The 18,911-nt window shown below is 36.8% G+C and carries 1 protein-coding gene; it reads left to right on the forward strand.

Features of this window, described 5'->3' with window-relative positions:
* The first annotated feature begins 19 nt into the window (after positions 1–19).
* Positions 20–18,907: a beta strand repeat-containing protein gene (locus AC5SL4_RS02695; protein WP_494587532.1), complete on the forward strand. Its 18,888-nt coding sequence runs from the start codon at positions 20–22 to the stop codon at positions 18,905–18,907.
* The last annotated feature ends 4 nt before the right edge of the window (positions 18,908–18,911 follow it).

Below are 18,911 nucleotides of genomic sequence, written 5' to 3' on the forward strand. Positions count from 1 at the left end.
TAGTTCTAATGCAACAAGTGTGGATACAGCTACATTCAGTTCCTCAAATTCATACAGTTTAACTTACCCAACTAATTCTTCTGATGTAATTTTTAATGATGATGGAACAAAAATGTATGTATCAGATTCTACTACTGGTTATATATACCACTACAATCTCTCAACTGCCTTTGATGTAAGTAGTGCATCTTACCTTAATCTTTATGGGAGTGGTTTTGGCGTCCAATCCATGGCATTTAATAATGATGGAACAAAATGGTTTATGCTAAATACAACCCAAATAAGAGAATACAGTGTTTCAACAGGATTTGATACAACTGCTAGTAACGTAAGCGCAACTACATTCAGTACTCTTAGTTCCCAAGACGCAGCTATGATGGGGGTAACCTTTAATAACGATGGAACTAAGATGTTCACCGTTGGTGCATCAAACGATAAAGTATATGAATACGCCCTAAGTACAGCTTTCGACGTTTCATCATCATCACTTTCATATACTGATAGTGTTAGTATTCAATCTCAAGAAATATACCCAACAGACATAAGATTTAATCACGATGGAACAAAAATGTATATCACAGGTACAAGTGGTCGAGATATTAACGAGTATACGTTGTCGACTGCCTTTGATATATCATCTACTGTTACCCATAAAGGTAGTTACAGTCTTACTTCTTCAGACTCGTATCCAGCTGGTTTTTCTTTTAATAATGATGGAACAAAACTTTTTACCACAGGTGGTAGTTACGATAGAGTTAATGAACATTCTTTAACAACTCCTTTCAGCCTAGTGGATGTCTCTGGTGAACATTCAGGTGATGTCATTAACACAAGTTCAACTAATAATTATGATACAGACCCTGATAGCGACACACTAACTGTTACTGCAATTAGAACCGGTTCAGATGAAGGTAATGGTACAGGAGGTACTGTTGGTTCAGCCTTAACAGGATCGTATGGTAATTTAACAATTGCAGCAGATGGGTCTTATACTTATGTTGTTGCAGACAACAGTACAATAGATGCACTCGATGCAGGCGATATTGTAACGGATATCTTTAATTACACTGTATCTGATGGACAAGGCGAAACAGATATTGCAACTATAACCATAACAATTACTGGAGCAAACAATGCGCCAGTTGCAGATAATGATACAGATACTGTTACGGCAGCTGGTACTGTAACTGATGCCACTAATAGCGCTGGAACCTTAGTTTTAGGTGATACCGATGCTGATGCAAGTTCTAGTTTATATGTAACAAAAATTACTCACACTAACGGAAACAGCTCAGAGGTAACGTATAGCTCAACAAAATCATCGAATGCAGCAACCATTGTTGGTTCTAAAGGTACCTTAACATTTGGTTCAGATGGTAGTTATTCTTATACTGCAAATTTAAATGTCACAACAGGACCGGATATTTTTACTTACACCGTAACTGATGGAACCTCTACAACAACTGCAACACTTACAATCAATGTTGTAGTTAATCATTTTGGTTATATCCAAGAAGGTAAAACATTAACGGTTGCAAATACGGCCTCACTTGTTTCTGGTACAAGTACTGGAAGTAATACAGGAGACATTGTCTTTAATGATACTAGCGATACATATACTGTAACACATATCCAACCTAGTGGAAGTTCTACAACTGCTGTAACAAATGTTACTTACTCTCATGGTTCAGCAACTTCTGTTGAGGGTACTTATGGAACCTTAACCATTGGTTCAGATGGTAGTTATAACTATGTTGCAAACTCTAATATATCAGGTGTTAATGCAGGCGGTTCAAACGTAACCGACACATTTACTTACACCGAGAGTATTGGAGGTGTAGCCACTACAAAAACATTAACTATATATGTTATTCCAAGCCAAGATCTAACCGCACGTAATGATACCGGTAATATTAATGTTGGTGGAACTTTAACCGTTTCAAATAGTTCTAATGCAACAAGTGTGGATACAGCTACATTCAGTTCCTCAAATTCATACAGTTTAACTTACCCAACTAATTCTTCTGATGTAATTTTTAATGATGATGGAACAAAAATGTATGTATCAGATTCTACTACTGGTTATATATACCACTACAATCTCTCAACTGCCTTTGATGTAAGTAGTGCATCTTACCTTAATCTTTATGGGAGTGGTTTTGGCGTCCAATCCATGGCATTTAATAATGATGGAACAAAATGGTTTATGCTAAATACAACCCAAATAAGAGAATACAGTGTTTCAACAGGATTTGATACAACTGCTAGTAACGTAAGCGCAACTACATTCAGTACTCTTAGTTCCCAAGACGCAGCTATGATGGGGGTAACCTTTAATAACGATGGAACTAAGATGTTCACCGTTGGTGCATCAAACGATAAAGTATATGAATACGCCCTAAGTACAGCTTTCGACGTTTCATCATCATCACTTTCATATACTGATAGTGTTAGTATTCAATCTCAAGAAATATACCCAACAGACATAAGATTTAATCACGATGGAACAAAAATGTATATCACAGGTACAAGTGGTCGAGATATTAACGAGTATACGTTGTCGACTGCCTTTGATATATCATCTACTGTTACCCATAAAGGTAGTTACAGTCTTACTTCTTCAGACTCGTATCCAGCTGGTTTTTCTTTTAATAATGATGGAACAAAACTTTTTACCACAGGTGGTAGTTACGATAGAGTTAATGAACATTCTTTAACAACTCCTTTCAGCCTAGTGGATGTCTCTGGTGAACATTCAGGTGATGTCATTAACACAAGTTCAACTAATAATTATGATACAGACCCTGATAGCGACACACTAACTGTTACTGCAATTAGAACCGGTTCAGATGAAGGTAATGGTACAGGAGGTACTGTTGGTTCAGCCTTAACAGGATCGTATGGTAATTTAACAATTGCAGCAGATGGGTCTTATACTTATGTTGTTGCAGACAACAGTACAATAGATGCACTCGATGCAGGCGATATTGTAACGGATATCTTTAATTACACTGTATCTGATGGACAAGGCGAAACAGATATTGCAACTATAACCATAACAATTACTGGAGCAAACAATGCGCCAACAGCAGATAATGAAACCGGGTCTGTTAATATCAGCCAAACTTTAACAGTTACAGATGGATCTTCAGATCTTTTAGATGGAGACACGGATCCTGATACAAGTGCTTCATTAAGTATATCTAGTATTGTTGCAACCACAGCAAGCGGAAGTGCTACAGCTGTAAATTCAGGAACTGCTTATAATTCAGGTTACACATCAGTTACTGGAAGTTATGGTACTTTGAGAGTTGGTGCAGATGGTACTTATCAATATATTGCAGGTTCAAGTGCAGGAACGGATGTTTTCACTTACACATTATCAGATGGAACAGCTACAGATACTGCTACTTTAACTATTACTGTTGCTCCAAATAGCGCACCTTCAGCTACAAATGATACAGATGCTGTAAATGAGGATGCAACTATAACTGAAAGCTCAGGATCGAAATTATTAGTTGCAGATGATACAGATGCAGATAGCGATACTTTAACCGTTACACAAATTGCAGCAACAGGTGGAGAAAATAGTTCAGTTGCTGGAAGTAGTACTTACAATAATAATTTTACGTCAGTTACTGGAAATTATGGAACATTAAAAGTTGGTGCAGATGGAACGTACACTTACGTTGCAGACCAAAGTGCTGCTGATGATTTAGATGCTTCAGATACTGCAACAGATAGTTTTACTTATACTGTTTCAGATGGAACAGATACTGATACAGCAACTTTGATTATTACTGTAACAGGTATCAATGATGCTCCAGTTGCAGATAATGAAACGGGAGCTGTTAATGAAGATGCAACATTAACTGTTACTGATGGAACGTCTGATGTTTTACATGGTGATACAGATGCAGATGATAGTGCATCTTTAACAGCTACAACTTACTCTCATACATCAGCTACAAATCAAAGTGGTGGAAGTGCATCATCTGGAAATGGAAACAGTGGTACTGCTGGAAGTGGAGCTGTTGTAGGTTATTATGGTACATTAACTTTAGCAGCGGATGGAACGTATACTTATGCAGCTGATCAAAGTGCTGCAGATGATTTAGATGCAAGCGATACAGTTACTGATGTCTTTACCTATACACTATCAGATGGAACAGCAACGGATACTGCAACAATCACAATTACGATTACAGGTGTTAATGATGCTCCGGTTGCAGATAATGAAACGGGAGCTGTTAATGAAGATGCAACATTAACTGTTACTGATGGAACGTCTGATGTTTTACACGGAGATACAGATGCAGATGATAGTGCATCTTTAACAGCTACAACTTACTCTCATACATCAGCTACAAATCAAAGTGGTGGAAGTGCATCATCTGGAAATGGAAACAGTGGTACTGCTGGAAGTGGAGCTGTTGTAGGTTATTATGGTACATTAACTTTAGCAGCGGATGGAACGTATACTTATGCAGCTGATCAAAGTGCTGCAGATGATTTAGATGCAAGCGATACAGTTACTGATGTCTTTACCTATACACTATCAGATGGAACAGCAACGGATACTGCAACAATCACAATTACGATTACAGGTGTTAATGATGCTCCAGTTGCAACAAATGATGCTGGTTCAGTTAATGAAGATGCTACTTTGTCAGTTAGCAATGGTTCAGGAGATATCATTGATAATAATGATACCGATGCTGATGATAGCGCAAGTTTAGTGGTGTCTGCTGTAAGAATTGGTGGGGTAGAAGGTAGTGGAAATGCAGGAACTGTAGGTCAAGCTTTAACAGGAACGTATGGTCAATTAACTTTAAATGCAAATGGATCCTATTCATATGTTGCAAACCAAGATGCAGCAGATGACCTTGATGCAAGTGATCAGGTAACTGATGTATTTAATTATACATTAAGTGATGGAACAGCAACAGACACTGCAACAATCACAATAACAGTTACAGGGATCAATGACGCACCAGTTGCAGATAATGAAACAGGGGCAGTAAATGAAGATGCAACATTAACAGTCACCGATGGAACTTCAGATGTTTTACATGGAGATACGGATGCTGATGATAGTGCATCTTTAACAGTTTCAGCAATTAGAACTGGGGCTGAAGATGGAAGTGGAACCTCAGGCTCAATTGGCTCTGGTTTAACCGGTACTTATGGAACTTTAACTTTAGCAAGTGATGGAACATATACATATATAGCTGATCAAAGTGCTGCTGATGATTTAGACGCTTCAGATACTGCAACAGATGTCTTTACCTATACACTATCAGATGGAACCGCAACGGATACTGCAACAATTACAATAACAGTGACAGGAGTGAATGATGCTCCAGTTGCAGTCAATGATACTGATGCTGTAAATGAAGATGCAACAGTAACCAGAACTTCAGGTGATAGTTTATTAATGGCTGATGACAGCGATGCTGATGATGATGATAGTTTTACTGTTACACAAATTGCAGTAACAGGTGGATCAAATAGCTCAGTTGCTGGAAGTAGTACTTACAACAACAATTTTACTTCAGTTACTGGAACTTATGGAACATTAAAAGTGGGTGCTGATGGTACTTATACATATGTAGCCGATCAAAGTGCAGCTGATGATTTAGACTTAAATGATACTGCAACAGATAGTTTCACTTACACAATTTCAGATGGTGATACTACTGACACTGCAACATTAATATTTACAGTGACAGGAATTAATGATGTACCAGAAGCTGCAGATAAAACTGTAACTACAAACGAAGATACAGCTTATGTATTTTCAGCATCAGATTTTGGCTACACAGATGCAGATGACGATGATGCGTTAGTAAGTGTAAAAATTACAGGATTAGAAGATGCAGGTGCTTTACAATATAATAATGGTAGTGCTTGGGTAGATGTAACTTTAAATCAAGTGATAACCGCAACAGACATTGCTGCTAATAAATTAAGATTTAACCCAGCTGCAAATGAAAATGGATCTTCTTACACTAGTTTTGATTTTACAGTAAATGATGGCGATGCAGATAGTGCCTCAGCTAATACAATTACAGTCAATGTAACAGCAGTTAACGATGCACCTGTTGCAGATGATGAAACTAATTCAGTCAATGAAGATGCAACATTAACCGTTACTGATGGATCGTCAGATGTTTTACATGGTGATACTGATGTTGATAGTGGTGATACTTTAACAGTTACAACTTATTCTCATACATCAGCTACAAATCAAAGTGGTGGAAGTGCATCATCTGCAAACGGAAACAGTGGAACAGCAGGAACAAATGCTGTTGTAGGTTATTATGGTACATTAACTTTAGCAGCGGATGGAACTTATACTTATGCAGCTGATCAAAGTGCTGCAGATGATTTAGATGCAAGTGATACTGCAACAGATGTATTTACCTATACAGTTTCAGATGGAACCGCAACGGATACTGCAACAATTACAATAACAGTGACAGGAGTGAATGATGCTCCAGCTGCAGTCAATGATACTGATGCTGTAAATGAAGATGCAACAGTAACCAGAACTTCAGGTGATAGTTTATTAATGGCTGATGACAGCGATGCTGATGATGATGATAGTTTTACCGTTACACAAATTGCAGTAACAGGTGGATCAAATAGCTCAGTTGCTGGAAGTAGTACTTACAACAACAATTTTACTTCAGTTACTGGAACTTATGGAACATTAAAAGTGGGTGCTGATGGTACTTATACATATGTAGCAGATCAATCAGCGTCAGACGATTTAGATTTAAATGATACTGCAACAGATAGTTTCACTTATACAATATCGGATGGTGATGCCACTGATACAGCTACTTTAATCTTTACGGTTACAGGAATTAACGATGCTCCAGTTGCAGTCAATGATACTGATGCTGTTAACGAAGATGCGACAGTTACCAGAACTTCAGGCTCAAGTTTATTAATGGCAGATGATAGTGATGCTGATGATGATGATGCATTTACAGTTACACAAATAGCAGTAACGGGTGGATCTAATAACGCAGTTACTGCAAGCAGTACTTATAATTCTGGTTCACCAGAAACGGTAACAGGAACTTATGGTACACTTACTGTTGGAGCTGATGGTACTTATACATATGTAGCCGATCAAAGTGCAGCTGATGATTTAGATGCTTCAGACACTGCAACAGATAGTTTCACTTACACAATTTCAGATGGTGATACTACTGACACTGCAACATTAATCTTTACAGTAACTGGTGTTAATGATGTACCAGAAGCTGCAGATAAAACTGTAACTACAAACGAAGATACTCCTTATGTATTTTCAGCATCAGATTTTGGCTACACAGATGCAGATGACGATGATGCGTTAGTAAGTGTAAAAATTACAGGATTAGAAGATGCAGGTGCTTTACAATATAACAATGGATCAGCTTGGGTAGATGTAACTGAAAATCAAGTGATAACAGCAACGGATATCGGTAATGATAAATTGAGATTTAACCCAGCTGCAAATGAAAATGGATCTTCATACACTACTTTTAATTTTACAGTAAATGATGGCGATGCAGATAGTGCCTCAGCTAATACAATTACAGTCAATGTAACAGCAGTTAACGATGCACCTGTTGCAGATAATGAAACTAATTCAGTTAATGAAGATGCAACAGTCACAGTCACCGATGGAACTTCAGATGTTTTACATGGAGATACGGATGCTGATAGTGACACTTTAACAGTAACTCAAATTGCAGTAACAGGAGCTTCTAATTCTTCAGTTGCAAGTTCAAGTTCATATAATTCTAATGGTAGATCAGTAACGGGTACTTATGGTACTTTAACTATAGGCGCTGATGGTACTTATACGTATGTAGCAGATCAAAGTGCTTCAGATGATTTAGATGCTTCAGATACTGCAACAGATAGTTTTACTTATACAGTTTCTGATGGAAACGGTGAAACTGATACAGCTACTTTAATCTTTACAGTTACAGGAATTAATGATGCTCCAGTTGCAGTCAATGATACTGATGCTGTAAATGAAGATGCAACAGTTACCAGAAGTTCAGGTTCAAGTTTATTAATGGCAGATGATAGTGATGCTGATGATGATGATAGTTTTACCGTAACTCAAATAGCAGTAACAGGTGGATCAAATAATGCAGTTACTGCAAGCAGTACTTATAATTCTGGTTCACCAGAAACGGTAACAGGAACTTATGGTACACTTACTGTTGGTGCTAATGGAACATATACTTACGTTGCAGATCAATCAGCGTCTGATGATTTAGATTTAAACGACCAAGTAACAGATAGTTTCACTTATACAATATCGGATGGAACAACAACAGACACTGCAACATTAATCTTTACGGTAACAGGAATTAATGATGTACCAACTGCTGCAGATAAAACTGTAACTACAAACGAAGATACAGCTTATGTATTTTCAGCATCAGATTTTGGCTACACAGATGCAGATGACGATGATGCGTTAGTAAGTGTAAAAATTACAGGATTAGAAGATGCAGGTGCTTTACAATATAATAATGGTAGTGCTTGGGTAGATGTAACTTTAAATCAAGTGATAACCGCAACAGACATTGCTGCTAATAAATTAAGATTTAACCCAGCTGCAAATGAAAATGGATCTTCTTACACTAGTTTTGATTTTACAGTAAATGATGGCGATGCAGATAGTGCCTCAGCTAATACAATTACAGTCAATGTAACAGCAGTTAACGATGCACCTGTTGCAGATGATGAAACTAATTCAGTCAATGAAGATGCAACATTAACCGTTACTGATGGATCGTCAGATGTTTTACATGGTGATACTGATGTTGATAGTGGTGATACTTTAACAGTTACAACTTATTCTCATACATCAGCTACAAATCAAAGTGGTGGAAGTGCATCATCTGCAAACGGAAACAGTGGAACAGCAGGAACAAATGCTGTTGTAGGTTATTATGGTACATTAACTTTAGCAGCGGATGGAACTTATACTTATGCAGCTGATCAAAGTGCTGCAGATGATTTAGATGCAAGTGATACTGCAACAGATGTATTTACCTATACAGTTTCAGATGGAACCGCAACGGATACTGCAACAATTACAATAACAGTGACAGGAGTGAATGATGCTCCAGCTGCAGTCAATGATACTGATGCTGTAAATGAAGATGCAACAGTAACCAGAACTTCAGGTGATAGTTTATTAATGGCTGATGACAGCGATGCTGATGATGATGATAGTTTTACCGTTACACAAATTGCAGTAACAGGTGGATCAAATAGCTCAGTTGCTGGAAGTAGTACTTACAACAACAATTTTACTTCAGTTACTGGAACTTATGGAACATTAAAAGTGGGTGCTGATGGTACTTATACATATGTAGCCGATCAATCAGCGTCAGACGATTTAGATTTAAATGATACTGCAACAGATAGTTTCACTTACACAATTTCAGATGGTGATGCCACTGATACAGCTACTTTAATCTTTACGGTTACAGGAATTAACGATGCTCCAGTTGCAGTCAATGATACTGATGCTGTTAACGAAGATGCGACAGTTACCAGAACTTCAGGCGATAGTTTATTAATGGCAGATGATAGTGATGCTGATGACGATGATAGTTTCACAGTAACTCAAATAGCAGTTACTGGTAGCTCTGATAACGCAGTTACTGCAAGCAGCACTTACAATTCTGGTTCACCAGAAACAGTAACAGGAACTTATGGTACACTTACTGTTGGTGCAAATGGAACATACACTTACGTTGCAGATCAATCAGCGTCAGACGATTTAGATGCTTCAGACACTGCAACAGATAGTTTCACATATACAATATCGGATGGAACAGCAACAGACACTGCAACATTAATCTTTACAGTAACCGGAATTAATGATGTGCCAACAGCTTCAGATAAAACAATTTCTACTGCAGAAGATACCCCTTATGTATTTTCAACTTCTGATTTTGGCTACACAGATGCAGATGATGATGATGCATTAGTAAGTATAAAAATTACAACATTAGAAGATGCTGGTGCATTACAATATTATAATGGTAGCGCTTGGGTAGATGTAACCTTAAATCAAGTAATAACAGCAACAGACATTGCTGCTAATAAGTTGAGATTAAATCCAGCTACTAATGAAAATGGTTCGCCTTACACTACTTTTAATTTTACAGTAAATGATGGGGATGCAGATAGCGCAACTCCAAATACAATTACGGTAAATGTTACAAATGTAAATAACGCACCTGTTGCAGATAATGAAACTAATTCAGTTAATGAAGATGCAACAGTCACAGTCACAGATGGAACGTCTGATGTTTTACATGGAGATACGGATGCAGATAGTGGTGATACCTTAACAGTAACTCAAATTGCAGTAACAGGTGGATCAAATAGTTCAGTTGCTGGAAGCAGTGCTTATAACAGCAATTTTACTTCAGTTACTGGAACTTATGGAACATTAAAAATAGGTGCTAATGGAACATATACTTATGTAGCTGATCAATCAGCGTCTGATGATTTAGATGCCTCAGATACTGCAACTGATAGTTTTACTTATACAGTTTCAGATGGAACAGCGACAGACACTGCAACATTAATCTTTACAGTAACAGGAATTAACGATGCTCCAGTTGCAGTCAACGATACTGATGCAGTTAACGAAGATGCAACAGTTACCAGAACTTCAGGTGATAATTTATTAATGGCTGATGACAGCGATGCTGATGATGATGATAGTTTCACAGTAACTCAAATAGCAGTTACTGGTAGCTCTGATGACGCAGTTACTGCAAATAGTACTTATAATTCTGGTTCACCAGAAACAGTAACAGGAACTTATGGTACACTTACTGTTGGTGCTAATGGAACATATACATATGTAGCTGATCAAAATGCTGCTGATGATTTAGATTTAAACGACCAAGTAACAGATAGTTTCACATATACAATATCGGATGGAACAGCAACAGACACTGCAACATTAATCTTTACAGTAACCGGAATTAATGACGCTCCAGTTGCACAAAATGATGTAGGAGTTATTGTCGAAGATGGAACTTTAACAGTTTCAAATGGTGCTAATGCCAATTTATCAGGAAGTTATGATGTAACAGGTGAACACTCTGGTGATATTATTGATACTAGTTCAAGTTCTCATACAGATAGTGATGCTGATGATAGTGCATCTCTAACTGTTACTGCAATTAGAGTAGGCTCAAGTGAAGGTTCAGGAACAGCAGGATCCATTGGTTCAGCTTTAACAGGTACTTATGGTCAATTAACCATTGCAGCAGATGGTTCTTATTCTTATGTAGCCAATCAAGATGCAGCGGATGCATTAGATGCAGGTGACTCAGTCACAGACTCATTTAATTATACATTATCAGATGGAACAGCAACAGATATTGGAGTAATTACAATTACAATTCTTGGAGCAAACGATGCTCCCGTTGCTAATAACGATACTGGTTCAGTAAATGAAGACGCAACCTTGACAGTTTCCTCAGCTTCAAGTGGAGTTACACAAGATAACGATACAGATGTAGATGGTGATGATACAGTTTCATCTTTAACAGTTACACAAATAGCTGTTACTGGAAGTTCAAACTCAAGTGTTACTTCAAGTACTACTTATTCTAATGGAACTTCTGTAACGGGAACTTATGGTACACTGGTTATTGGCGCAAATGGTACTTATACATATGTAGCCGATCAAAGTGCTGCAGATGATTTAGATTTAAATGATACTGCAACAGATAGTTTCACTTACACAGTTTCAGACGGAACAACAACAGACACTGCAACATTAATCTTTACAGTGACAGGTATCAATGATGCTCCAGTTGCAGTCAATGACACCGATGCATTAAATGAAGATGCAACAGTTACCAGAAGTTCAGGTGATAATTTATTAATGGCAGATGATAGTGATGCTGATGATGATGATAGTTTTACTGTTACACAAATTGCAGTAACAGGTGGATCAAATTCAAGTGTAAACTCAAGCACTACTTATTCTAATGGAACTTCAGTAACTGGAACATACGGTACTCTAGTTGTTGGAGCTGACGGATCATATACATATGAAGCAGATCAAAGTGCTGCTGATGATTTAGATTTAAACGACCAAGTAACAGATAGTTTTACATATACAATATCGGATGGAACGGCAACAGACACTGCAACATTAATCTTTACAGTGACAGGAATTAACGATGCTCCAGTTGCAGTCAATGATACTGATGCTGTTAATGAAGATGCCACAGTAACCAGAAGTTCAGGCTCAAGTTTATTAATGGCAGATGATAGTGATGCTGATGATGATGATGCATTTACAGTAACTCAAATTGCAGTAACAGGTGGATCCAATAGTTCAGTTGCTGGAAGTAGTACTTATAACAATAATTTTACCTCAGTTACTGGAACTTATGGAACATTAAAAGTTGGTGCAGATGGAACATATACTTACGTTGCAGATCAATCAGCGTCTGATGATTTAGATGCTTCAGACACTGCAACAGATAGTTTCACTTATACAATATCGGATGGAACAACAACAGACACTGCAACATTAATCTTTACGGTAACAGGAATTAATGATGTACCAACTGCTGCAGATAAAACTGTAACTACAAATGAGGATACAGCTTATGTATTTTCAGCATCAGATTTTGGCTACACAGATGCAGATGACGATGATGCGTTAGTAAGTGTAAAAATTACAGGATTAGAAGATGCAGGTGCTTTACAATATAATAATGGTAGTGCTTGGGTAGATGTAACTGCAAATCAAGTGATAACAGCAACGGATATCGGTAATGATAAATTGAGATTTAACCCAGCTGCAAATGAAAATGGATCTTCTTACACTAGTTTTGATTTTACAGTAAATGATGGCGATGCAGATAGTGCCTCAGCTAATACAATTACAGTCAATGTAACAGCAGTTAACGATGCACCTGTTGCAGATGATGAAACTAATTCAGTCAATGAAGATGCAACAGTAACTGTGACTGATGGAACCTCAGATGTTTTACATGGAGATACTGATGTTGATAGTGGTGATACCTTAACAGTAACTCAAATTGCAGTAACAGGTGGATCAAATAGTTCAGTTGCAAGTTCAAGTTCATATAATTCTAATGGTAGATCAGTAACGGGTACATATGGTACTTTAACTATAGGTGCTGATGGTACTTACACTTACGTTGCAGATCAAAGTGCAGCTGATGATTTAGATGCCTCAGATACTGCAACAGATAGTTTTACTTATACAGTTTCAGATGGAACAGCGACAGACACTGCAACATTAATCTTTACAGTTACAGGAATTAATGATGCTCCTGTAGCAGTTAACGATAGCGATGTAGTTAATGAGGACGCAACAGTAACACAAACTTCAGGCTCAAGTTTATTAATGGCAGATGATAGTGATGCTGATGATGATGATAGTTTTACTGTTACACAAATTGCACTAACAGGTGGATCAAACAGTTCAGTTGCAAGCTCAAGTTCTTACAATAGTAATTTTACTTCAATTACTGGAACTTATGGAACATTAAAAGTTGGTGCTGATGGTACTTATACTTACGTTGCAGATCAAAGTGCTTCAGACGATTTAGATGCTTCAGATACTGCAACAGATAGTTTTACTTATACAGTTTCAGATGGAACAGCTACGGATACAGCTACTTTAATCTTTACAGTGACAGGTATCAATGATGCTCCCGTTGCAGTCAACGATACTGATGCATTAAATGAAGATGCCACAGTAACCAGAAGTTCAGGCTCAAGTTTATTAATGGCAGATGATAGTGATGCTGATGATGATGATGCATTTACAGTAACTCAAATTGCAGTAACAGGTGGATCAAACAGTTCAGTTGCAAGCTCAAGTTCTTATAATTCAAGTGGGACTCAAGTTACAGGTACATACGGTACACTTACTGTTGGTGCTGATGGTACTTATACATATGTAGCCGATCAAAGTGCAGCTGATGATTTAGATGCCTCAGATTCTGTAACAGATAGTTTCACTTACACAATTTCAGATGGTGATACTACTGACACTGCAACATTAATCTTTACAGTAACCGGAATTAATGATGTGCCAACTGCATCTGATAATGCAGTTACTACAAACGAAGATACCCCTTATGTATTTTCAGCATCAGATTTTGGATACACAGATGCAGATGATGATGATGCATTAGTAAGTGTAAAAATTACAACTTTAGAAGATGCTGGTGCATTACAATATTATAATGGTAGCGCTTGGGTAGATGTAACTTTAAATCAGGTGATAACAGCAACAGACATTGCTGCTAATAAATTAAGATTAAATCCTACTGCAGATGAGAATGGATCTCCTTACACTACTTTTAATTTTACAGTAAATGATGGGGATGCAAGTAGTTCAACACCTAATACTATTACGGTAAATGTAACAGCAGTTAATGATACTCCAACAGCTACTGATGATACAGCTAGTGTTAATGAAGATGCTACTACAACCATTTCATCTGCATCAAGTGGAGTAATAGATGACAATGATACAGATCCAGATTCATCAGATACTTTAACTTTAACTAACGTTGCTCATACAAATGGAAACACAGAAAGCGTTACATCGAGCACCACTTATTTAAATGGTCAATCAATTACTGGAACTTATGGTACTTTAACAGTGGGTGCTGATGGAACATATACATATGTAGCAGATCAAAGTGCTGCTGATGATTTAGATGCTTCAGATACTGCAACAGATGTCTTTACCTATACACTATCAGATGGAACAGCAACGGATACTGCAACAATTACAATAACAGTGACAGGAATTAACGATGCTCCAGTTGCAGTCAACGATACTGATGCAGTTAACGAAGATGCAACAGTTACCAGAACTTCAGGTGATAATTTATTAATGGCAGATGATAGTGATGCTGATGATGATGATAGTTTTACCGTAACTCAAATTGCAGTAACAGGAGCTTCTAATTCTTCAGTTGCAAGCTCAAGTTCTTATAATAGCAATTTTACTTCAGTTACTGGAACTTATGGAACATTAAAAGTGGGTGCTGATGGAACATACACTTACGTTGCAGATCAAAGTGCTGCTGATGATTTAGATGCTTCAGACACTGCAACAGATAGTTTCACTTATACAGTTTCAGACGGAACAGCTACTGACACTGCAACATTAATCTTTACAGTGACAGGAATTAACGATGCTCCAGTTGCGGATAATGAAACAGGGGCAGTAAATGAAGATGCAACATTAACAGTCACCGATGGAACTTCAGATGTTTTACATGGAGATACGGATGCTGATGATAGTGCATCTTTAACAGTTTCAGCAATTAGAACTGGGGCTGAAGATGGAAGTGGAACCTCAGGCTCAATTGGCTCTGGTTTAACCGGTACTTATGGAACTTTAACTTTAGCAAGTGATGGAACATATACATATGTAGCCGATCAAAGTGCTGCTGATGATTTAGATTTAAACGACCAAGTAACAGATAGTTTTACTTATACAGTTTCAGATGGAACGGCAACCGATACTGCAACAATTACAATAACAGTGACAGGTATCAATGATGCTCCAGTTGCAGTCAATGATACTGATGCTGTTAACGAAGATGCGACAGTTACAAGAAGTTCAGGATCAAGTTTATTAATGGATGATGATAGTGATGCTGATGATGATGATAGTTTTACCGTAACTCAAATAGGAGTAACAGGTGGATCAAATAGTTCAGTTGCTGGAAGTAGTACTTATAACAATAATTTTACTTCAGTTACTGGAACTTATGGAACATTAAAAGTTGGTGCTGATGGTACTTATACTTACGTTGCAGATCAAAGTGCTTCAGACGATTTAGATGCTTCAGATACTGCAACAGATAGTTTCACTTATACAATATCGGATGGAACAGCAACAGATACTGCAACATTAATCTTTACAGTAACTGGAATTAATGACATTCCAACAGCATCAAACAATACAGTTTCAACACAAGAGGATACCCCTTACGTATTTTCAACTTCTGATTTTGGCTACACAGATGCAGATGACGATGATGTGTTAGTAAGTGTAAAAATTACAACATTAGAAAGTGCTGGTGCATTACAATATTATAATGGTAGCGCTTGGGTAGATGTAACCTTAAATCAAGTAATAACTGCAACCGATATCTCAAATAATTATTTAAGATTAAATCCTACTGAAAATGAAACAGGCTCACCCTATACAACAATTGGTTTTTCTGTAAATGATGGAGATGCGGACAGTTCATCTTCGTATACAATGACCGTTAATGTAATCAATACAAATGATGCTCCAGTAGCTGACAACGAAATTAATTCAGTGAATGAAGATGCAACGGTCACAGTCACCGATGGAACTTCAGATGTTTTACATGGAGATACGGATGCTGATAGTGACACTTTAACAGTAACTCAAATTGCAGTAACAGGTGGATCCAATAGTTCAGTTGCTGGAAGTAGTACTTATAACAGCAATTTTACCTCAGTTACTGGAACTTATGGAACATTAAAAATAGGAGCTAACGGAACATACACTTACGTTGCAGATCAATCAGCGTCAGACGATTTAGATGCCTCAGATACTGCAACAGATAGTTTCACTTACACAGTTTCAGATAGTAATGCGACAGACACTGCAACATTAATCTTTACAGTAACTGGTGTTAATGATGTGCCAACAGCATCAAACAATGCAGTTTCAACAGAAGAGGATACACCATATGTATTTTCAACATCTGATTTTGGCTACACAGATGCAGATGATGACGATGCATTAGTAAGTGTAAAAATTACAACATTAGAAGACGCTGGTGCGTTGCAGTATTACAATGGATCAAACTGGGTAGATGTAACCTTAAATCAAGTAATAACTGCAACAGATATCTCAAATAGTTATTTAAGATTAAATCCTACTGCAGATGAAAATGGATCTCCTTATACAACAATTGGTTTCTCTGTAAATGATGGCGATGCAGATAGTGCTTCAAGTTACACTATGACAATTAACGTAACCGCTATAAATGATAATCCAGTTGCTGATAATGAAACGAATACCGCAACAGAAGGCACTACTACAACAGTCACAGACGGGACTTCAGATATTCTCTATGGCGACACAGATACAGAGGGAGATACATTAGAAATATCAGGCATAAGAACAGGAACAGAGTCTGGCTCTGGAACATTTGGAGCAATATCTACACCTTTAACTGGTACTTATGGATCTTTAACAATTAATTCAGATGGAACATATAGTTATACGCCTAATGATGTTTTAGGTAGTGGAGAAACTGGAATAGATTATTTTACATATACAGTTTCAGACGGTAATGGTGGAACAGATACAGGACAACTTACTATAACGGTTACAGGTGCTAATGATGCCCCAGTTGGTGTTAATGATAGTAATACAATTGATATAGCAGCAACTTCAACTTTAACAGTCACAAATGACTCTGAAAAAGATGTGTTAACTAACGATACTGATCCAGATTCAAATGATACATCAATAGTAACCGAGATAAGAACAGGATCAACTGAAGGCTCAGGTACTGCTGGAACATTAGGGGAGGCATTAATTGGAACTTATGGTTCTTTGATAATGAACTCAAATGGTAGCTACACATATATAGTTAATGAAGGTTTAAAAGATACATTGGATCCAGGTGAAATAGTTTATGAATATTTTAATTATACAGTTAGAGATGGCAGCGGTGTTACGGATACAAGTTCAATTGTATTAAAATTACAAAATGGTGGTGGTGTTGTTAAAGAAATTAGAGAAAAGAAAGCTGAAAGAATTATTATAAATCAAGCTAGAATGGAAGCAAGAGTTCAAGTTGAAAATACTTTCACAGAACTAAATCAATCAACAGAATTTGATTTAAATAATTTTGAATTTGAACAAACTGCAAGAAAAACAGATTATTCCCAAGGTCTTAAATTAGTTGATTTAGTTGCCGAAACAGACTCTCTTCAAATTTCAGAAGGAGAACTTTCAAACCTTAAAGTTAAAGACAAACAAGAAGGTTTAAAATTGAAATTTGGTGTCATGAATGAAGCCGACAATGAGATTGTTAAATTTGATGGAAAAATGAGTGATGGTTCTGCATTACCTGAGTGGATTAAAATTAATCCTAAAACAGGTCAAACAACCACAAATATTCCAGAAGGTGTAGATAAAGTTGAAATTATGATTATTGCAACGGATAAAAACAATGAAACTCGAGAAATTGCAGTTGAAATTGATCCTGAAAAAATAAAACAAGATAGAAAAATTATCAAACAAGCAAAAAGAACAAATTCTTCAATTACTGTTAATGAAGACGGTACGGTTAATATTGTAAAACAAAATGAAGATGGATTAGTTGAAAGATCATTTAACAAAACATTAAATTTTAACAATCAAGCAGATATCAATGAAATTATTGAAACGTTTAAACCAGAAAAAATTTTTCAACTTAAACCTTTAAATATTGGAAATGATTTAATTATAGATTTACCCAATGAGCTAAAAGGTAATTTTAATAATACTAAACTTGTTCTTAAAGATGGAACCGAAGTACCTGACTGGCTTGAGTATGATCCTGTAACGGGTCAAATTATTGCAGAAAATCCACCTGAAGATGTTTCTCAATTAGAATTAAAACTTATTATTGAGCAAGATGGAAAAATTATTGTAAAAGATTTAGAAGTTGATTTACAAGAGCAATATGTATCCCAAAATTTTGATGGGGGTGAAAATAATAGATTTGTTACTTTAAGCGACCAATTAGATAAAGAATTTAATGATTGGGAAGATTATGGTAATGACCTTATTAATAGACTATAAATTA

The organism is Candidatus Pelagibacter sp. PS_02 (genome assembly GCF_059418065.1).